Annotated in this window: 14 protein-coding genes; 12 read left to right on the forward strand and 2 right to left on the reverse strand. The window is 53.1% G+C overall.

Translation table 11 applies throughout. The features are described 5' to 3' along the window. Positions 1 to 56: 56 nt before the first annotated feature. On the reverse strand, positions 57 to 2,744 hold the full coding sequence (tssH, locus tag AC2TE5_RS19095) for a type VI secretion system ATPase TssH (RefSeq protein ID WP_484612199.1): 2,688 nt from the start codon (positions 2,742 to 2,744) through the stop codon (positions 57 to 59). A 301-nt stretch (positions 2,745 to 3,045) separates the two neighbouring features. On the opposite strand from tssH, the gene tssF reads away from it, so the two are divergent. From tssF to AC2TE5_RS19130, 7 genes are read left to right on the forward strand one after another with little or no spacing between them, the layout of a single operon-like run. Continuing rightward, positions 3,046 to 4,926 (forward strand): type VI secretion system baseplate subunit TssF, encoded by a 1,881-nt coding sequence (tssF, locus tag AC2TE5_RS19100; RefSeq protein WP_484613365.1) that lies wholly within the window; start codon positions 3,046 to 3,048, stop codon positions 4,924 to 4,926. Beyond that, on the forward strand, positions 4,923 to 5,915 hold the full coding sequence (gene tssG, locus AC2TE5_RS19105) for a type VI secretion system baseplate subunit TssG (RefSeq protein WP_484612200.1): 993 nt from the start codon (positions 4,923 to 4,925) through the stop codon (positions 5,913 to 5,915). Before tssF ends, tssG begins: the two co-directional genes overlap by 4 nt. A gap of 35 nt (positions 5,916 to 5,950) precedes the next feature. After that, positions 5,951 to 7,021, forward strand: a complete 1,071-nt coding sequence (locus tag AC2TE5_RS19110) for a type VI secretion system protein TssA (RefSeq protein WP_484612201.1) — start codon at positions 5,951 to 5,953, stop codon at positions 7,019 to 7,021. A gap of 3 nt (positions 7,022 to 7,024) precedes the next feature. Continuing rightward, positions 7,025 to 8,011 carry a fimbrial protein gene (locus AC2TE5_RS19115; RefSeq protein WP_193940453.1) on the forward strand — a complete coding sequence of 329 codons (987 nt, stop codon included), beginning with the start codon at positions 7,025 to 7,027 and terminating at the stop codon, positions 8,009 to 8,011. Between the two features lie 25 nt (positions 8,012 to 8,036). Further along, entirely contained in the window at positions 8,037 to 9,383 is a 1,347-nt protein-coding gene (locus AC2TE5_RS19120) for a GlcNAc-transferase family protein (protein WP_484612202.1), read from the forward strand. After that, a complete protein-coding gene (locus AC2TE5_RS19125; protein ID WP_484612203.1) occupies positions 9,377 to 11,158 on the forward strand; it encodes an OmpA family protein in 1,782 nt (593 codons plus the stop codon). The genes AC2TE5_RS19120 and AC2TE5_RS19125 overlap by 7 nt, the downstream gene beginning before the upstream one ends. Before the next feature lie 25 nt (positions 11,159 to 11,183). Further along, positions 11,184 to 11,672 carry a DcrB-related protein gene (locus tag AC2TE5_RS19130; protein WP_121424653.1) on the forward strand — a complete coding sequence of 163 codons (489 nt, stop codon included), beginning with the start codon at positions 11,184 to 11,186 and terminating at the stop codon, positions 11,670 to 11,672. Between the two features lie 69 nt (positions 11,673 to 11,741). Here the strand turns inward: AC2TE5_RS19130 and AC2TE5_RS19135 are convergent, their stop codons facing one another. Beyond that, the gene (locus AC2TE5_RS19135; RefSeq protein WP_045403948.1) at positions 11,742 to 12,269 is read right to left on the reverse strand and encodes a helix-turn-helix domain-containing protein; all 528 of its coding nucleotides are present in this window, start codon (positions 12,267 to 12,269) and stop codon (positions 11,742 to 11,744) included. A 672-nt stretch (positions 12,270 to 12,941) separates the two neighbouring features. Here AC2TE5_RS19135 and pgaA point away from each other — a divergent pair. From pgaA to AC2TE5_RS19160, 5 genes are all read left to right on the forward strand, one after another. Continuing rightward, entirely contained in the window at positions 12,942 to 15,380 is a 2,439-nt protein-coding gene (gene pgaA, locus AC2TE5_RS19140) for a poly-beta-1,6 N-acetyl-D-glucosamine export porin PgaA (RefSeq protein WP_484612204.1), read from the forward strand. 8 nt (positions 15,381 to 15,388) lie between these two features. Continuing rightward, on the forward strand, positions 15,389 to 17,326 hold the full coding sequence (gene pgaB / locus AC2TE5_RS19145) for a poly-beta-1,6-N-acetyl-D-glucosamine N-deacetylase PgaB (RefSeq protein WP_484612205.1): 1,938 nt from the start codon (positions 15,389 to 15,391) through the stop codon (positions 17,324 to 17,326). Next, positions 17,319 to 18,650, forward strand: a complete 1,332-nt coding sequence (gene pgaC / locus AC2TE5_RS19150; RefSeq protein WP_063930487.1) for a poly-beta-1,6-N-acetyl-D-glucosamine synthase — start codon at positions 17,319 to 17,321, stop codon at positions 18,648 to 18,650. The genes pgaB and pgaC overlap by 8 nt, the downstream gene beginning before the upstream one ends. Next, positions 18,647 to 19,081, forward strand: coding sequence for a poly-beta-1,6-N-acetyl-D-glucosamine biosynthesis protein PgaD (gene pgaD, locus AC2TE5_RS19155; RefSeq protein ID WP_213330322.1), 435 nt, complete (start codon positions 18,647 to 18,649; stop codon positions 19,079 to 19,081). The genes pgaC and pgaD overlap by 4 nt, the downstream gene beginning before the upstream one ends. Positions 19,082 to 19,599: 518 nt before the next feature. After that, a complete protein-coding gene (locus AC2TE5_RS19160; protein WP_484612206.1) occupies positions 19,600 to 21,129 on the forward strand; it encodes an HD domain-containing protein in 1,530 nt (509 codons plus the stop codon). Positions 21,130 to 21,139 lie beyond the last annotated feature (10 nt).

Consider the following 21,139-nt stretch of genomic DNA (forward strand, 5'->3'; position numbering starts at 1 on the left):
AATTAAAACTTGTCGACCCTAAGATCGCTTTTTGGTTATTACATACTTCCTGTAGATTAAATTTTTAGCTTGCCCTCCACTTGCATCACAATATCAATTTCCTTTTCTTCAGATAAAATGCACTGCATAGCTATTATTTTATTTTTCGCCGATTTATCAGCCTGGTTTAAAAGTGCACTGCCAATCTTTGGTAAAATATTTTTCTCAATAAAACGAATCAGCATTCTGGCGCCGGTTTCCGCTACCGGACATTGTTCAACAACGTGCTGAACCAGTTCATCGCTAAAGGTAAGCGCTATGTCATACTGCGCTTTCGCACGCTCAGCGATACGGTTCAAATGAATTCTGACAATATGCTGCAGTGAATCCGTCGCCAGCGGTAAGTAAGGTATAACGGTGACGCGGCCTAAAAACGCAGCCGGAAATACCTTAAGCAACGCGGGCTGGAGTAATTTCAGCAAGCCTTCTTCATCAGGCATGGTCTGCGGATCGGCGCAGGTGCTGCTAATAATGTCGCTACCGGCATTGCTGGTCAGCAAAATAACGGTATTGCGAAAATCAATCTGCCGACCTTCACCGTCTTCCATCGACCCTTTATCAAATACCTGGAAAAACAGTTCATGGACATCGGAGTGCGCTTTTTCCACTTCATCCAGCAAAATGACGCTATAAGGTTTGCGGCGAACCGCTTCGGTTAATACGCCGCCTTCGCCATAGCCTACGTAACCCGGCGGCGACCCTTTCAGCGAGGAAACCGTATGTGCTTCCTGATATTCACTCATATTAATGGTGATCAGATTCTGCTTGCCGCCATAAAGCTGGTCGGCAATCGCCAGCGCGGTTTCAGTTTTCCCGACCCCGGAAGGGCCAACCAGCATGAACACGCCAAAGGGTTTTTGCGGATCGGCAAGCCCGGCGCGCGCGGTCTGGATACTCTGACTCAGGCAGGTTAGCGCATAGGTCTGGCCAATGACTTTTTCCGCCAGACGTTGCGGCAGCTCCATGACGGCACTGACGTCGTCTTTCAGCACCTGTCCCACCGGGATGCCCGTCCAGTCAGCCACAATCGCCGCTACTATGCTGGCGTTCACTTCCGTCTGCACCAGCGCGTTTTCACCGCGGATCTCGCTCAGCGTCGCTTCCAGTTCATTCAAACGAGACTGCAGGAAACTGATTTTTTCCGCCTCCGGCATCTGCGGATCTTCCACCGTGGCGGCAAGCAGCTGCTGACGGGTATCGATAATCGTCGCCACCAGTTCACACTCCTGCACCCAGCGCCGCTCCAGCACCGACGCTTCTTCTGCATGGTCGTCGATAGCGCGCTGAATCGGCTGAAGCCGTTTGTCGTCCTCTTTGCCAAAACCGATGGCTTTTTCCAGCATGGACAGTTCAGCCTGCGCCGACTGCTGATGGAATTTCAGCAGCTGTAGCTCAGTCGGCGGCGCATGCTGCGCAACGGCGACCCTGGCGCATGCCGTATCCAGCAGGCTGATCGCTTTATCGGGCAACTGCCGGGCCGGAATATAGCGATGAGATAAACGCACGGCGGCGCGAATCGCCTCATCCATTACCCAGACGCCGTGGTGTTTTTCCAGTACCGGCAGCAGGCCGCGCAGCATGGCGATAGCCAGGTCCTCCGACGGTTCGTCTACCTGCAGCACCTGGAAGCGTCGCGTCAGCGCCGGATCTTTTTCGATGTGGCGCTTAAACTCGCTCCAGGTTGTCGCGCCGATGGTGCGCAGCTGCCCGCGGGCCAGCATCGGTTTCATCATGTTAGCGGCGTCCCCGGTGCCGACATTGCCACCCGCACCGACCAGCGTATGCACCTCATCAATAAATAAAATTACCGGTTCGACCGATTTGGCGGCATCTTCCAGTACCGCTTTTAAACGCGCTTCAAATTCGCCCTTCATGCTGGCCCCGGCTGAAAGCGCGGTGACATCCAGCGTCAGCAGGCGAACGTTTTGCAGCGCGGGCGGTACTTCTCCGGCTAACGCGAGCGCCAGACCTTCCACGACGGCCGTTTTCCCTACCCCCGCCTCCCCGGTGAGCAGCGGATTATTCTGTCGACGACGCAACAGAATATCGATCATGGTGTTGATCTCTTTATCCCGTCCCAGCACCGGATCAATTTTGCCTTCCCGCGCCAGCGCGGTCAGATCGGTCGAATATTGCGCCAGTCCGCCGCTCTGCGTGCTGCCCATCGCGTTGCTGGCTTCGCCCGGTACGCCCGCTTCGGCGGAAACCATTGCGCCGCCCGCTTCGCTCTCTTCTGCAGAGTCGCGAATAATGTAGCCAAGATCTTTACTTAACTGTTCCAGCGGAATTTTTTCGAATACGGACGAAATACCGAAAAGCGCGCGGCGTAATTCCATGGTGGTCAGCAGCGCCATCAGCAAATGGCCGCTACGAATACGCGTGTTCTCACACTCCAGGCTGGCAAATATCCATGCCCGCTCAATTGCCAGTTCAATATGATATGAAAAATCCGAAATAGAACTGGCGCCCGCAGGCAGGCGCGTTAATGCCTGCGCAAAATCACGCTCGAGTATTTCCGCATCAAGTTCAAAATGCCGTACAATTTGTCGGATATCGCTATCCTGCTGCTGATAAATCTGATTTAACCAGTGAATCAATTCAACGTAAGGATTACCGCGTAATTTACACAGCGTAGTGGCACTCTCCACGCTTTTAAACAGGCTTACATTAAGTTTTCCGAATAGGTTTTTTCTGGTAATCGCCACAACAAAACTCATCCCATTTTAATTTGACGTCGTTTTTGGCCACTACTCCTGTAGTGGAACAGATTTTTCCTGCCTGCGCTGGAGTATTCACAGAGGCATAACTGGCTACTTCGGATTAATACTAAACATACTTAGCAATAAGAAAAACCTTTAATCAGAATAGCAGGCAGGATTTAAGAAAATCGCTCAAACGGGATTCCTAATTTCGCCATAGACGATAAAAAGTGTGATCGTGAAGAACCCGTTTAATTCTAGAATCCGGGCGATATTAAAGAAAGTCGCGAAATTGACGGGATCCAATGTGGAACACAACTTTCTAGATTACTATAACCAGGAACTGACGTTTGTCAGGGAAATGGCGCGTGAATTTGCAGAGCGGCATCCGAAAATCGCCGGGCGACTGGGGATGCAGGGCATAGAAACTGCCGATCCTTACGTAGAGCGTCTGATTGAGTCATTCTGCTTTTTATCTGCGCGAACGCAGATGAAACTCGATGCAGAATTTCCAAAATTCACCCAACGACTACTGGATATCATCTATCCAAATTACAATTCACCGATGCCGTCGATGGGGGTCGTTCAGCTACAGCCAAATCTAAAAGAAGGCGATTTAACGCAAGGCTATGTCATTCCCAAAAAAAGCACGTTTTACAGTCGGTTATTGCCTGGAGTAATGACGCGTTGCGAATTCAGAAATAATCAGGACGTCACGCTGTGGCCGGTGGATATTGCAGAGGTACGGTTAACCTCTGTTCCTCCTGATATTCCCAACCTGGAAATCCATCGCCTCAACCACCAGCAGCTAAAGGGCGCGCTGCGCATTAAGCTGCGTTTACAGGGTGATTTAGTATTTTCAGATTTGAACGGACTGGATGAGTTACCCATTTATATTCAGGGTGATGAACGCGTGGTATCACATACCTTTGAATTGCTTCACAGCAGGCATGTCGCGGTGGTGGTACGTAGCGGGGACGGTAAAAAAAACCAGCATCACGTTATCGTCAAAGATGCGTTAAAGTTTGAAGGCCTGGCACCAGATCAGAGCCTGCTGCCCTTGCAATGGAATATGTTCCACGGGCACACACTGATTCAGGAATATATCGCCTGCCGCGAGCGATTTTATTTTTTCTCGATCGCCCAGCTGGCCGCCGCGCTGGAAGGGAACAATACCAATGAAGTAGAAATTATTATACTGCTCAACACATTGCCGCAGGATTTGGTGCCGCATCTGGACGCCTCGCGCTTTTTACTTCACTGCACTGCGGTGATTAACCTCTTTCCCAAACGCGTGGACCGAATTGAAGTTAACCGCGCGCTGAATAATTTCCACATTGTGCCGGATCGCAGCCGTCCTATGGACTATGAAGTCTTTTCCGTCGATAAAGTCTTCGGCCTGCAGGCGGAAACCAGCGAAGAGCTAACTTTTAATCCGCTCTATCAGACCCGACACAGCGACACCGGTAATTTTGGCCGTTATTTCTCTATCAGACGAGAAGTCAGGGTGAAAGAGGCGAGCCACCGTAAATATGACACCCGCACGCCCTACAGCGGCACGGAGATTTTTATTTCGCTGGTCGATCAACAGGAAGCGCCCTATAGCGAACATATTCGCTACCTGCTGGTTGACGCCATGGTAACCAACCGCGACCTGCCCCGCTTGCTGACCAGTACCGGCAGCCTTGAGCTGACCATGTCGGACTCCGTTCCGATTCACGGCGCCCGCTTCGTCAGCTCGCCAAGCGCCCCGCGTTCGCCGTTCGCCGTCGGTGAGGCGGCGTGGCGGCTTATCCGTCAGCTTAGCTTTAACTATCTTCCTCTCTTCGAGATGGAACACGCCCGGGGCGGCGAATCGCTGCGTAATATGCTGCGCCTGTTCACCAACTCCGCCGATACGGAAACCCTGACGCAAATTGACAGCCTGGTCGGGTGTAATACCGAGCCCGTGGTGCGTCGCCTGTCAGAGGAGGGATTGTTGGTTTACGGACGCGGCGTGCGCTGCAGTTTAACCGTAGATGAAGAGGGCTTCTCCGGCATCAGTCCGTACCTCTTTGGCCTGGTAATGGAAAACTACCTGGCGCGGCACGCGGCAATCAATATCTTTACCGAAACCGAGCTGCACTCCATGCAGCGCGGCTTAATCGCGCGCTGGAAAGCGCGTCCCGGCAAACGAGGCGCATTATGAAATCCGTCGACGCCTGGTTTGATGACAGCCAGCCCTGGGAAGCGGGTTTTATCAGCACGATGCGCGCAATTGCCGCCCGCACTCCTGAGTTAGCGCCCCCCGGCAAAGCCCTGCTGCCCTCACAGGAGCGTTTTCGGCTAGGGCAAGTGGCCAGTATGACTTTTGCGCCGCGTGAAATCGCCGCCATTAGCCAGCAGGATGACAAAATCAAGCTGCAGCTTTTTGGTTTGGGTATCTGGGGCGCGCAAGGCGCCATGCCGCTTCATCTTTCCGAACTGGCTTACTCCCGCTACGAGCAGCACGACCCTACACTGATTGATTTTGTTGATATTTTTCACCACCGCGCGCTTAGCCTGTTTTATCGCGCGTGGTTTTTATCGCAGGACACCGCCTCGCTGGACAGGCAGGACGACGAACGGTTTTCGTTTTACGTCGGCAGCCTGATCGGCCTCGATCCGGCAGAGCTCTCTCCCGATTCGCTACCTATTCACACCCGGCTGGCCTCTTCCGCCCACCTTATTCGCGAAGCCCGTAACCCGGACGGCTTGCTGGGGGCGATGCATTACTACTTTGGCGTTCCGGTTCGCATGGAAGAGTTTGAGCTGCAATGGATCTACCTGGAGCGTAACGATCAAACCGCGCTCGGCGACAGCCATTGCGCCGGGCTACTGGGAGACGGGGCGATCCTCGGCAACACCGTGCTGGACAGACAGCATAAATTCAAGCTGCTCATGGGGCCGTTGACCCTTCCCCAGTACATGCTTTTTAGCCCGTGGGGCAGCGATATGTCGGTGCTGCGTGAACTGGTGCGCAGCTTTATCGGTTTTGAATATGCCTGGGATGTGCAACTGGTACTGGCAGCCGATCAGGTGCCGCAGGCCCGGCTTGATGGCTCCCACCAGCTTGGTTACGCAAGCTGGCTGGAGCGTCATTCTTGTGATGATCCGGTTTACGGCATGAGCTTCGAGCCGGAAATGTATCACCGCTAGTTAGCACTTATACCCACAGTAAAAAGATACGTACGATGAATCAAACATACCATCTGACCTGTTCTGATTATTACCAGCCCCTGATGTCCCCCATCGCGGGCAGCGACGCCTGCGGCGAGACGCTCGATTACGACCCCGCGTTCATCATGCTGCAGTCCCGGCTCCAGCCCAAACTGGGCGTGGAATACGGCGACTTTGTTGAAGCGGCGGAGCCCATTAACTGGGCCGAAACCGAACGCGAATGTCAGACCCTACTGCAGAAAAGCAAAGACGTCCGGCTGATTATCATCCTGATGCGTTGTCGGCTACGTAAAGTCGGACTCCCCGCCCTGGCGGAAGGTCTGGAAGCGCTTCATGCCTTACTGTGCGCCTGGCCGGACGACCTGCATCCGCAGCTTCTTGATGAGGGAGAGTTCGCCCCGATGCTGCGCGCTAACGCCTTCGCCGAGCTGGAGGATGCTAACGGCCTGCTTGCCGACCTGCGCAATCAACCGCTACCGAAAGCCTCCGGGTTGCAAATCACCATTAAAGAGTTTGAAAAAGCGCATCAGGTTCCGCGGGAAGAGGGGGCGCTGTCGGATACAGCCATGGCCGCCATTATTCATGAGTGGCAACTTAATGCCCGTGACAGGCTCTTCCCGCTTACCCAGGCGTACGGCTTCATGCTGGAGATAAAAAGCATGCTTGCCGACACGCTCGGGCACGATGCGCCTGAATTTGCCGTACTCGGTAATCTGCTGGTCTTTTTCGCTAACGATTTCAGCGGTCTGGCCCCTGCCCCGCTCGTTTCGCCGTCCATCGTGGAGGACGAAACGCCACAGGCTCAGGAGATCGAGGAGCGTCCCGACAGTGGGCTCCCCGCAGTGGCGGATCTTCCCCCCATCGCGCCACCTGCCGTCGCGGAGGCGCGCCGCAGTATCGAAAGCCGCGCCGATGCGCTGCACCGCTTACAGGAAATCCGCAGCTGGTTTGCAATGACCGAACCCAGCAGCCCGCTTGTTCAGGTGCTGAAGTATGCGGAAGAGAGCATCGGCAAAAGCTTTGCCGACCTCTTGAAAATGTATCCCCCTGAGATAGTCGCCATGCTGAATCACGAGAAGGAATAAAACATGTTAAGGATCGCCATTACACTTTGTGCACTTGCTTTGACGCCCGCCGCTTCCGCCGTTTGTACGCTGGCGCGCGGCGCGCCGACCGCGGTTTCCATTCCTTCGCAGGTTATTCGTATCAACGCGAATGCCCCCATAGACACCTCAAACCCGATCGCCCAGTTCGACAGCAATCAGGCAGGCCAGAATATTGGCTATGACCACTGCGTTGCCGGCACCGAGTACGGGAAGCGAGTGATCAACCTGACGGGACAGGACTCGTCAACCCGCATCTATCCGACCACTATACCGGGCATCGGCATTAAGCTGCTGTGGAGCAATGGCACTGCATTCGGCAACTTTCCCTCCACCAGTCAGTTGACCATTTCCAGTGGGAATCAAGAAACCACATTTGATTATGTGGCCGCCTCTTTTTACCGCATCCAGTTTTTTAAAACGGCGAACAATTTGCGCCTGAGCGATCCGAACGGCGATACCGTTCTGCCCGCCGGGGATATTGCCTATAACTACCTGATGACGGCCGATCCGGCCTCGTATGTCATGAAGCTCGCGATTGGCGATATCAAAATCATCAGCACTCCCACCTGCGATGTCGACAGCGCCAAAACGATTGATTTCAACGAAGTGACCCCGTCATTGCTCAGTAGCGGCGTGAGCCGCAATCTGGATTTCACCATTACCTGCAAAAGCGACTACGGCACCTATTCCACTACCGCCTCGATGATCGCCGATACCCCCTCCTCAGATGGTTCGTATATCCGCGTAAAAGATGCAGGCGGCAATCTGGATCGGCTGGGCATAAAAATCACCGATGGCGCAGGCAAGGCGATGAAGCTGGACGGCAGCACATCAGAACAAAAAACCAGTATTACCAGCCAGGGGCCCGCCGAATTCGCCTGGAACGCCACGCTGTTCGCCAGCGGTAAAACCGCCCCCGCAGGTGGAACCTTTAACGCCAAAGCGGAAGTCGTTTTTGATATTCCGTAATCAGCTTTTGAATGGATTGGGAAAAATGGATACCCCAGCAACAATTTTTATCAGTATCGCAAGCTACCGCGACCCGGAACTCATTCCAACGCTAAAGAACATGCTGCAGCAAGCCGCTCATCCGGAGAATCTGCATCTCGCCGTATGCTGGCAGGACGACGAAAACCTGTCGCTGTTTGAACAAAGCGGCATGATCCCGGAAGGTAGCCGGATCGTTGCGGGGCATGAAGTCGTTGCCTTCCGCTACCGCCAGGCCAGGATTGATTTTATCAGCGTCCATTTTTACGCCAGCCAGGGTGCATGCTGGGCACGCAGCATGGCGGAAACGCTGTTTGAACAGGAAGTCTATTTCCTGCAAATCGATTCCCACTGCCGTTTTATTCCCGGCTGGGATGACGAAATGATCGCCATGCTGCGCCAGTTACAGCAGAAAAGCGCGCGGCCCATACTCTCCTCCTATCCCCCGCCTTATCGCCCAGGCGAAGATGAAGAGGCCAGCAAAAAGCACTATGTCAGCCGCCTGATATTTCGCGAATTTAATCCGCAGGGTATTCCCATGCTTACCTCCACGCCTTTTACGGCAACCGAGCCGGTGCGGGGAAGCTATCTCGCGGGCGGTTTTATCTTTACGCACGGCGATTTCGTCAGCACTGTACCTAACGATCCGCAGATTTTTTTCGCCGGCGAAGAGATCGCCATGGCGGTACGCGCCTTCACCTACGGCTATGACATTTATCATCCGCACAAGCCGCTGCTCTGGCATTTCTATCAGCGTAAAGAGCACAGCAAAGTCTGGGGCGATCACTCAAACGAGGCCAAAGCGCAAGGCGTAGTGGATAAAGCCTGGTGGGAAAGAGACAATATCTCGAAAAAACGCGTCCGAACCCTACTGGGGCTGGAAACAGAGGACGCCGCAAGTCTGTCGCCTTACACCACGGGATCCGCGCGTCCTCTGCGAGCGTTTGAGTATCAGACTGGAATTTGCCTGCAAAAGGGCACCGTGCTGCCGGAGGTAATGAGCGCGGAGAAGATCAATTTTTTCCCAACGCCGCCCGATGACCACGCGCAATGGCTTGCCCGCCAGTACGTCTGGTACAAAAAAAACCTCACGCTGGAGCCCGCCGTCTGGCGCGCTGACGATGGAGACGCGGAAAAGCTGCACCTTGGCGTTTATAACCCGCAAAACATGCTGCTCTATAAACGCACGCTTGATGGCCGGGAACTGCAAGCGCTGCATACCGCATCCCCGGATGACAACCTCACACTCTCGCTCGAATTTAAAACCGCCACCGCCGCGCAGCCTGCTGTCGTGCGGATATGTCCGTGGTCAATAACCTCTGGCTGGGGCACCGTTACGGAGAAAACATGGTGAAAAGTGAACATTTTTTCTGCCGACTGATCGGCATTGATACCCTGATTTCCTTCGACGGCATCATACCTTCAGCGGCGGATTTTCAGCTCAGACTCATTTCGCTCATCGAGCAGTTTAATAAAGCCTTGCAGGAGGAGAACCAGGCTGCCGAAGAGAGCGAAGCGCTGTGCCAGCTGTTATGCGGTTATTTCGATAAGCGCCTGATGATAACCCAGAAAGATAATGCGCTCTCCTGGGAGCGTTACTCGTTAATGCATTACTTTTATGGCTACACCCAAAGCCAGGCGAATGACGATATTACATCACTGCTTGCCGCTCTGCTTCGTTCCGACAGCAAGCTGATTTTCCGCTATGCCAGAAAGCTGCTTACGCTGCTGGAACAGGTCGAAGGGCAAACCGACGCGCTGACGTCGCTGCGCGCCACCTGCGCCCCCCGTACCTGGCTGATGCGCGCGGAAGCGGACCCTGAACCGGAAAAAGGCGACGAAGATACACCAGCAACCTCTCCCCGGCTGATGGTGTTGATTACCGGCCCCTTCGCCCGAAAATGGTTTCACCATGCTAATTTATCAACCAGTGATAACGGACACATCGTCTGGATGGTAGCCGAACATTCGACTACGCTCGCCAGCCGGCTCACGCATGCAGAAGAGACGCACCCGCCCATGGCGACAGTGGCCCTGTTTCCCGTGCTCGTCGATGGTATGGAGAACAGCGCTCTGCTGACAGAACAGCTGATGTCCTGGCAATACGCCTTCACCTCCATACGGCTTAACAGGCAGTTGCCCTGCATACCGGCTTTTTATACCCGTCTGAGCCAGCAACGCCATTCGCACGATCCCGACCGGGCGATCTGGACCCGCTCTCTGACGCCGCACGGTCAGTTGACGCTGGAATCGTGTTTCCACGATCTGGTGGACAAGCTTAATGCCCGCGATGACGGACAGAATCTTTACGCCATTCAGAGATATGCGCTCGGCAGTACCTTTATTGCCTGGCTTGCCGAAAGCCGGTTGATGAACGTCATGCAAACCTTGTTTAAAAACACCCCGCTCGATCTCGCAGGCGTCATCCTTGCCGACTATGGTCAGGGGTTTACCCGTCACGGTGCCTGGTCGCAGTGGCTGGGAGAAAGATACGGTATCCTGCCTGCGCTTTCCGCCACGATTGCCATGCCGCCCTTACCTCCGTTGCCATTACCGCCGCTACCGGAACCCGAGGCCGCATGGCCTGCGCCAGTCCCTCTCGTTAAGCCAGCGCCGCGGCGTCGATCGCCACTGCCCGCCATTATCACGCTGCTATTACTGTTAGCCTGTCTGGCCAGCGGCGTTTACTACTATGCCCGGCATAACATCGGCGAAATTCGCGAACAGATAAGGCAATTTTCTCCGTTGCGGGAAAATGTTGCCGCAGACGACAACGCATCGATCTTCCCTCTGGCGGATACCGTGCCGCTTTTTGCGAACGGTAGCAGCAATCTCATGCCCGACAGCGAAAAAACCCTGCTCACGATCGTGCCGGCAATTCGCCGCTCGCCAGAAAAAATATTCCTCATAATTGGCCATTCCGACAGTACCGGCTCTGCCGCAACGAACATGGCGCTCTCTGCCGAGCGCGCGCAGGTCATTAAAGACTGGCTGGTGGCGTATACGGGACTTCCCGCCGAACAGTTCATTACCGAAGGCGCTGGTGACACCCGGCCGGTCGCCAATAACGACACCAAAGAAGGGCGGGCGCAAAACCGCCGCGTTGAGATCATTCCCTTATCCCGATAAAACATTAAGGATGAAAAGGACTTACATGAATAAAACCCCCATGACTTATCCTATTAATGAAGGTACTTTCATGACGCTTACGCCTCAGGAAGATCAGTCCATTAATATTCTGCGCTATATGGATGAGGACAATAATCAGTACAACATACTGATAAACCGCACCACGCTGGAAAAAGATCAAACGGTGGACGATTTCTGTGAGAAGCAGTGGGAGAAAATGAAGCTTTATGTGCCGGGATTTGAGGTGGAAGGAAAAAACCTGCGCCATGAAATTGGCCCAGCCAAACTGCAGGTGCTGCAAACCGCCAATAAATTTCTGGAGGATGGCGCCTGGGTCCGGCAGGTCTCTTCCATCGTAACGCTGCCACATCACCCGAAGCTGAACCCCGAGTCGCGCAAACTGCTGGTGTTTACGCTGGCGTCTTATAACGAATTTACCGAAGCGCAGCGCAAGCATTACGTCCGCATAATCAACAGCTTTATCCCAACGGAAACTGCACTCAGCGTTGAGTGATCTGCAAAACCTTTCTGTGCCCCGCCTGGGGCGCAGAAAGATTGAATTTGCTTTTGGTTTCTCCCCTCACTAGGGATCGTTCCCACCTGCGTCCAGCAGTTTGTTTTTAAAGATAAACAAACACGCCTCGTTGAAGTTCTCCGCCCCCAGGCGTTCCGAGAGGGCCGTTCGTTTGCGATAGAGGCTTTTCACCGACGTATTCAGCTCATCGGCAATGGCTTCCATCGGCATCCCTGCCCTCAGCAGCCGCAGCATGATCGCTTCGTGCGTGCTAAGCCGTAAGTTAAGCAGCCACTTCGTGGTCAGGCGTCTGCCCTTCATATTGAGCACCAGGTTAAATAACGACGCCATATCCGGCGCGGTGAGCGACGTGTTCATAAATAACTTCATACTGAGCAGATTCTCCTCGCGGTGTCGCATATCAAGCATAACGCAGCAGATTGTTTTTTTCGTTCTGGCCGGATGGCGTATCAGGTAATCATATAAACGGAGCGGAGAACGACTATCAATCAATACAGAATATTCATCTGCACCGTTATCAAATATGTTTCTGTCAATCGAGTCGAGCAGGATAATATCCGGAAAAAATATCCGCATCCCCCTGACAAGGTAGCGATCCTGAGTCACTAACACTATTGAAGTTGCCACTAACCATCCCTTTTAGATTAAAGCAAGAACGATCCCTCGGAAAGAAGGCCGCCTTCGTTTTATAGCGCTGTTATATTAACGATAAATGTATTCTGGCTTTGGACATCCCTCAATACAGACATTGATGAGTAAGACTTCCTGTAGACTATCATTCAATGGCTGCCGTTAATTATAAATAAAAAACAATCGCAGAAAAGTCACTTCTCTAAACATTAAGAATTTTTGTCATGAAACTTCCCAAACATGCACCAGAAAGTACTTTAATTGACACAGACAAACCGCATTAAAAATATATACAAAGCTGTCACGATAAAAATAAAACAATTTAATTTCAACAACTTACAAATAAACCATCAATTCAATAAAAACGCCACAAAGCGCTCAATCCAGAATTATCTCAAAACGACACGCCCGCTTTTCAACATATTTATCCGGCAACATATCAGGTGTACATTAGCTTTCACCCAGTCCACTAAGATAAGGATCCATAATTACCTTTAGGTAAGTACCCCGTAACATCACTGCATTCAGATTTAATGTTCTCATTTATGGCCTTTAACCCTGGGTTTAAAGGCGGCCGTGTTATGCAATGGATTCATGATAAACAAATGGCAAATAGATATGGAAAGTTCACTTCGCTTCAATACGTTATTCTTTTATCGCGCCCCAACATTATTGTTTCTGTTATTCCTCTTTCCTGTTCTGGCTCAGGCGACTGAATCCGTTTATGAGCAACAGATTCAACAGGCGCGTAACGGTAATTACACGCCGTTTCTCGATTATCTTCAGCGTTATCAGCAGCAGCATGCCCTGACGCCTGAACAAGTTGCGGACTGGTTACAGGTTGCAGCCTGGGCGGGTCATGATGACGAGGTTATTCAGGTCTGGCAGCGTTACGGCATTTATATGCCGCTGCCCGCCCGCGGCGTTGCTGCCGTCGCGCAGTCCAGGCGAAATCAAAAGGCGTGGCAGCCGGCCCTTGCGCTCTGGAAAGAGGCGCGTAGCCTTGCGCCGGATAACGATGATTATCGTATCGGCTATATCAAAACCCTGGCCGATGCCCGCATGGATACGCTTGCCCTGCAGGAAGCCCGACAGCTGGTGGCGGAAAATCCCTCTCAGGCGCATCTTCAGACGCTCTCGTATGTCTGGTTACGTCAGGGAAAAAGCTGGGATCGGCTGCTGGCAGACACGCGCGCGCTGAATATCGCACCGGAGAATAAAGCGCTCCTCAGCGAGCTGATCGACGCGCTTACGGATAACCGGGTGAATACCCCCGCGCTCCAGCTTTCACAAAGCGTGACGCTGTCTCCCGCGGAGCGTCGTCGTCTTGAGCGTAATGCCGCCGCCGAACGGGTTCGCCTTGCCGATGTACCTGGCAGAACGGAAAAGGAGCGCCTACAGCTTGCGCAATCTGCGCTGAATCGTTACGACGCCCTGCTTGCTCGCTGGCAAAACGAGCCGCAGGCGGCGGAAGACGTCGTCCTTGCGCGTATCGACAGGCTTGGCGCGCTGTACGCCCATGCTGATTACCCACAGGTGATTAGCGAATATCAGGATCTTACGGCAGCCCAGCATCCGGTGCCGGGCTGGGCAATCGGCTGGGTCATCTCCGCGTATCTGCAGGAGCAAAACGCGGCCGCCGCCTTCGCGCTTCTGAAACGGTATCCGCAATACGCATCCGACCCGCAGGACGAGGAGCACGCGCTTTTCTACGCCTGGCTGGATACGGGACAGTATCAGTCCGCCCGCCAGTACGTTGAGCGCCAGACCCGCGACGTCCCCTGGATCCGTTACGATTTCGGCTCCCCTACCCCTCAGCCGAACGACAGGTGGCTTAGCGGGCAGTCGCTCCGCTTTAACTATTTGCTGGCGACGAACGCCCTGCCGGAAGCCGAAATGCTGGCGCACCGTCTGGCGACGACGGCGCCGGGCAATCAGGGGTTACAGATTGACTACGCCACCCTGCTTCAGGCTCGGGGCCTGCCGCGCGAGGCCGAGCAAAAGCTGAAAACGGCGGAGGCGCTGGAGCCATCGAATCTGGAACTTGAGCAGCAGCAGGCCTACGCCGCGATGGATCTGCAGGAGTGGCGACAGATGGATTTACTGGCCGACGACGTGCTGGCTCGCGCGCCCGCCGACCGCAGCGCCAGGCGTCTCGACAGGCTCAGAACGGTCCACCACATGTCCGAACTGCGCCTCAACGCAAGCAAGGGTTTGCACTCCGATAGCCCCGTCAGCGAAACGCACGACCTGAGCTGGGACGCCACGCTCTATGGCCCACCCGTAGCGGACAGCTGGCGGCTGTTTGCAGGCACCCGCTACGCGCAGAGTAATTTCGATGAGGGCAAAGGCACCAGCCGTCACCTTTTGGGCGGCGTCGAATGGCGGCCACGCGACCTGCAGCTCGAAGCCGAACTCTCCAGCAACCGCTATCACGGGGCAAACAAGCCGGGCGCTCGCCTGTCAACAACGTATTTTGTGACCGATAGCTGGCAGGTTAGCGGCAGCCTTGAGCGCCTGTCGCGCACCACGCCCCTTCGGGCCTTACGCAACGGAATTAGCGCCAACCGGGGTGAAGGCGGAGTGCGCTGGTATCAAAACGAGCGGCGTGAGTACCAGTTCAGCGCCGCCCTCAGCCGCTTCTCCGATCGTAACCGCCGCCAGGAATACACCCTCACGGGCAAGGAGCGTCTCTGGCAGACCCCGTCCCTGACGCTGGATCTCGAACCGGGGATCGCCGCCAGTAAAAACAGCCTGCGGGACACTCTCTACTACAACCCGGCGCGGGATCTGTCCGTGACGGCTGCCCTGGCCGTTGACCATGAAATGGTCCGCCATTACGACACCCTCTGGAGCCAGCAGTTCGTGGCGGGAGGCGGCAGCTACTGGCAGAAAAATCAGTCCGCTGGCGCCATCGCCCTGCTGGGTTACGGACAACGCGTTCAGTGGAACAACGTTATTGATACCGGCGTGATGCTGAACTGGGATAAACGCCCTTACGACGGCAAACGCGAGAGCAACCTCTCCGTCACGTTTGACGCGACTTTACGCTTTTAAGGATGAATATGCTGAACACACGTTATTCCGTGAGCCTGATACTCCTCGGCTGGCTCTGCCTCAGCGCGAGCGTCTGCGCGCAGGCGATCTCGTTCATTGCGCCCAAAGCGCGGCCGCAGCTGGAGGCGAGTAAACCCTGGCCGGAGAACCAGTTTCTGGTCCTGGCCTACCACGACGTCGAAGACGATGCCGCCGATCAGCGCTACCTCTCCGTTCGCACCAGCGCGTTAAACGAGCAGATAAGCTGGCTTCTGCACAACGGCTATCACGCCGTCAGCGTGCAGGACATTCTCGATGCCCATGACGGAAAAAAAACGCTGCCGCCAAAAGCCGTTCTGCTCAGCTTTGACGACGGCTACAGCAGCTTTTACACCCGCGTCTGGCCGCTGCTTCAGGCGTGGAACGTTCCTGCGCTGTGGGCGCCGGTGGGCAGTTGGGTGGATACGCCGGCAAATCAAAAAGTTAACTTCGGCGGCCTGATGACGCCCCGCGATCGCTTCGCGACGTGGGAAATGGTGCGCGAGCTCAGCCAGTCCCCGCTGATTGAGATTGGATCGCATACCTGGGCCTCGCATTACGGCATTCCGGCCAACCCGCAGGGCAGTCGGGAACCGGCGATTGCCAACCGCTTTTATGACAAAGCCACGGGCCGCTATGAAACCGACCAGCAGTTCAGCCAGCGGATCGGCGATGACGTTCGCAAAGTGACTGAAAAAATCACGCAGGTGACGGGCAAAGCGCCGCGCACCTGGGTCTGGCCCTACGGTGCCGCCAACGGTACGTCGCTCGCTATCGCCAGACAGCAGGGTTATCAGCTGGCCTTTACCCTTGAGGACGGGCTGGGGAATGTGCAGGATCTGGGCAACATCCCCCGTCTGCTGATCGCCGGAAATCCCTCGCTCAAGGCGTTTGCCAGTACGGTAAGCCAGGTTCAGGAACGCGATCCCGTGCGCGTCATGCACGTCGATCTCGACTACGTTTACGATCCCGATCCGGCCCAGCAGACCCAAAACATCAACAGGCTGATCCAGCGGGTCTATGACATGAAAATCAGCCATGTTTTCCTGCAGGCGTTTGCCGACCCGCAGGGCGACGGCAGGATCAAGGCGCTCTATTTCCCCAACCGTCGGCTGCCGGTCCGTGCCGATCTCTTTAATTTTGTTGCCTGGCAGCTACAAACCCGCGCGGGGGTAAAAGTCTTCGCGTGGATGCCGGTGCTCTCGTTCGATCTCGATCCTTCCCTGCCGCGCGTGCAGCGCCGGGATCGTCAAACCGGCCAGCTGCGCGAAGCCACCGAGCCCTATATCCGGCTCTCCCCGTGGGACCCGCAGGTGCGCCAGCAGGTGACGGACATCTATGAAGATCTGGCCCGCTATGCCAGCTTCAATGGGATTTTGTTCCATGACGACGCGGTGCTGACGGACGTGGACGATGCCGGACAGGACACGACTCGCCAGAAGAGCCAGACGCTTATCGGGTTTACCCACGCCCTGAGCCTGGCGGTGAAGCATATCCGTGGCCCGCAGATAAAAACCGCGCGCAACATGTTCGCCTTACCCATTCTGCAGCCCGAAAGCGAAGCGTGGTTTGCGCAGAATCTTGATGATTTTCTGGCGGAGTATGACTGGACGGTGCCAATGGCCATGCCGCTGATGGAGTCCGTCCCGGCAGACGAGAGCGATGCCTGGCTGACGCGTCTGGTTAACGCGGTCGCCACGCGCCCCGGCGCGCTCGATAAAACCATTTTCGAGCTGCAGGCCAGGGACTGGGACCAGAAACCGCAGCGCGCCGTTGCCGATAGCCAGCTTGCGCAGTGGATGCGCGTGCTCCAGCTGAACGGCGTCAAAAACTACGGTTACTACCCCGACGACTTCCTCAACAACCAACCTGATATCTCGCGCATCAGGCCTGAATTTTCTTCGTACTGGTACCCTGACAATGACTGATCGCATTATCGCATTCTCTATTTTATGTCTGGTATTCGGGTTGCCGTTGGGCGTGGCCGCCCTCTTTACCGGCGAACTGATTCTGGATTTTGTGTTCTTCTGGCCGCTGTTCATGTCGGTGCTCTGGATAACCGGCGGCCTCTATTTCTGGTATCAGCTTGAACGCCACTGGTCGTGGGATAAAGACACGCCCGCCCCGACGCTCGCCGGTGAGCCGCTCATCTCCATTCTTATCCCCTGCTTCAACGAGGGACGAAATGCCCGGGAGACCATCAGCGCCGCGCTGGATCAGCGGTATGAAAATATAGAAGTTATCGCCATCAACGACGGCTCGTCTGACAACACGGCGGAGGTATTGCAGGCGCTGGCGCAGGAACAGCCGCGCCTGCGGGTGATTAACCTCGCGGAGAACCAGGGGAAAGCGCTGGCGCTCAAAGCCGGGGCGGCTGCGGCCCGGGGCGATCTGCTGGTCTGCATTGACGGCGACGCCCTGCTCGATCGCGATACCGCCGCTTATCTGGTGGCCCCGCTGATTCAGTACCCCCACGTTGGGGCGGTCACCGGGAACCCGCGCATTCGCACGCGCTCCACGCTGATTGGCCGCATTCAGGTGGGCGAGTTCTCCTCCATCATTGGGCTCATCAAGCGGACGCAGCGGATTTATGGCCGGGTCTTTACCGTCTCCGGCGTCATCGCCGCCTTTCGCCGACAGGCGCTGGCGGACGTCGGGTACTGGAGCCCGGACATGATCACCGAAGACATCGACATCAGCTGGAAGCTCCAGCTGCGCCACTGGGATATCTTTTTTGAGCCGCGGGCGCTGTGCTGGATCCTGATGCCGGAGACGCTGAAGGGCCTGTGGAAACAGCGTCTGCGCTGGGCCCAGGGCGGCGCGGAGGTGTTTCTGGTCAACCTGCGCAGGATTGTGCGCTGGGAGCATCACCGCATGTGGCCCCTGTTTATGGAGTACGCGCTGTCAACGCTGTGGGCCTTCGCGTACGCGATGACGGTGCTGCTGTTCCTCCTCAGCCAGGTTGCGCCTGTTCCCGCCAGGCTGACCGTGGAGAGCCTTTTTCCACCGGAGTTTACCGGGCTGCTGCTGGGCGTGATGTGTCTGCTGCAGTTCCTGGTCAGCTTGTTCATCGAGCGACGCTATGAACGAAGAGTGGCCAGCTCGCTTTTCTGGGTGATCTGGTTCCCGATGGTGTACTGGATGATTGGCCTGTTCACCACCCTCGTCGCATTTCCAAAAGTCATGCTTAAACGCCAGCGCGCCCGCGCGCGCTGGATCAGTCCGGACCGGGGAAAAGGAAGCATTCAATGAACGAAAATACCTTAATTTTGACCGAGCATCGGCTATTGCCACGTCTTTTCGATGCCGCGTTAACGCTGGTGGCGTGGGGAGGATTTCTGTTTTTCCTGTATGCCAGGCTCTGGATGCAGCTAACCGATGAGAGCGACCACCGCTGGGGCGTGATTATCGCGTCCTTTAATACGGTGTTGATCTATTTGCTGTTCGCCGCGCTCAACGGCTGGCTACTGATTTTGTGGTATCAGTACAACCGCCGCCGCGCCCACGTGAGGCGGCGTCAGCCGGGCTATTTTCACCAGGAGGAGCTGGCCCGCAGCTTTAACGTCTCACCGCAGATCATCTCCGAGATGAGCCAGTACAACCTGCTTACGGTTTATCATGACCAGATTGGCCGCATCATCGATCTGAAGATCAGCGAGCGGCTGGAAGAGGAAGAACTGTAACGAAAAGCCCCCGCAGGATACTCTGCGGGGGCTTTTTTATGGCGGGTGTGAACTACTTATCTTTAACCACAATCAGCGGCTCGATATCGCTCTCTTTTTTCACCACCAGCTAATCCTCCTTTTCAACATAAATATATCTAACTCAAAAACAATAAATTACACCGTCAAGAAGTATTTCCAAAATAATCATTTCTTTTTCTCACTGAAGTATCCATGCAGCAAAACCGACTCAAAAATACACTCTTTTCATATGAATAAACGTAAAATCTCGAAATATCACTTCTCTTCTTTTAGAAAAAGTACTCACTGTAAGATGTTACCTGTGACACAGGCTCTGTTAAAAATAATACACAAAGTACTTTTTAGCATCAAAATCTTGATCAACTTCACACAATCAGAATTCAAAATTGCTTAAAACCTCATATTCTATATTAATGATTTTATAAATCAGTTATTTGACAAGCATAGTTTTCTACATATCACACTTTAAAGCACAGCCAATATTTATGGAGCCATTAATGGAATTCGAGAATGATTTAACTCGTAAAATCCTTGATCCAATACACGGAATTATAAGACTTACGAATTTAGAAATGGCAGTTATTGACCATCCTTTATTTCAACGATTAAGAAACATTAAACAAAACTCTTTTCTGTATAAAGTTTTTCCCTCCGCTGTTCATAGCCGATTCGAACACTCATTAGGTGTTCTACATTTATCATATGAAATAATAGAAAACCTTCGACTCAATGCCATTAGATATAATAATAAATATCAAGATGGGCATGTCTTTTGTTATATCAATGAAATCCCCAGTTGTCATATACAAGAATTAAGATTAGCTGCACTCCTTCATGATGTAGGGCATGGTCCAATGTCGCATCAGTTCGAAAGTTTTATGCCGACAAAGAATGAACTGAAATCTTTCTTAAAAAATAAACATCATGAAATATTCAACCTCATAGAAAAAGACGATGCTCCCGTAGAGCATGAGCATATCTCTTTAATTTTTGCATCAATGATTTTCGCTGACATAAGTAAAGAAGAAAATCTTCTGGAAAACATCAACACAGAAAACGTTTTAAAAATTATTGAAAAAGAATATGGCGACAGAAAAATTTCATGCAAAATTGGCCAAAATGAAATTGATTTACTTCCTTTATTAACATCGATCATATCATCCTGCCCAATTGATGCCGACAGGATGGATTATCTGCTAAGAGACAGTTATTTCTCAGGTGTAAAGAGTGGGATTTATGACTACAATAGACTTTTTATGTCTATTGTACCTGTAGAATCAGAAGGTAAACTTTTTCTAGCTTATAAAGAAAGCGGAATTGACTCTGTTGTCGAGTTCATTGGAGCAAGATCCAGTCTTTTTTCTCAAATTTATTTTCATAAAACTAATCGTTCCATTTCATCAATGCTTAATAAACTTTGCGAGAATATGAAGTCCACCGCCCAGAAGAATCTTATCATTGACGAACTGCGAACAAAAAAGGCTTCAGGGCAAAACCCGGAACATCTAATGTCTGATTTCTATCTTGATTGTAGCGACGACCATTTTCTCAATGAAAAGTTGGGATTGTGGATAGATAAAACAAACAATATTGCGAGCAATAAAAAAATTCTCAATGACATTATCGAAAGACGTCCTTGGTCAAAAGTATTCGAGAAAAAACATTACGTTAAAAACGTTACTATAAATGATACAACTTCGAAAGAACTCACCGCATCAATTAAAGATGAATTAAATAAACTAGTTAGCTCACATTTCAATAAAGATCAATTTTGCATTGATATACAAACAGATGTAGCATTTAAGGATATACAAAAAACAGAAGTTAAACTTCTTGTTAAAAACCTTAACAATAGCTATACAGCAAAACGCCTTGATGAATGTGGGTATAAACTTAATCAGTATCAAACTATCCATTATATAATCCGTGTATTTATTGATAGAAATGCAACTAACTTTTCTTATTTTAAAGAAAGCCTTCCTTCCGAAATCAACGCAATAGTAGAAAACTATCTACCCATGAAATAAATAAGAAATC

The sequence above is a fragment of the Enterobacter sp. N5-15 genome (assembly GCF_057221635.1).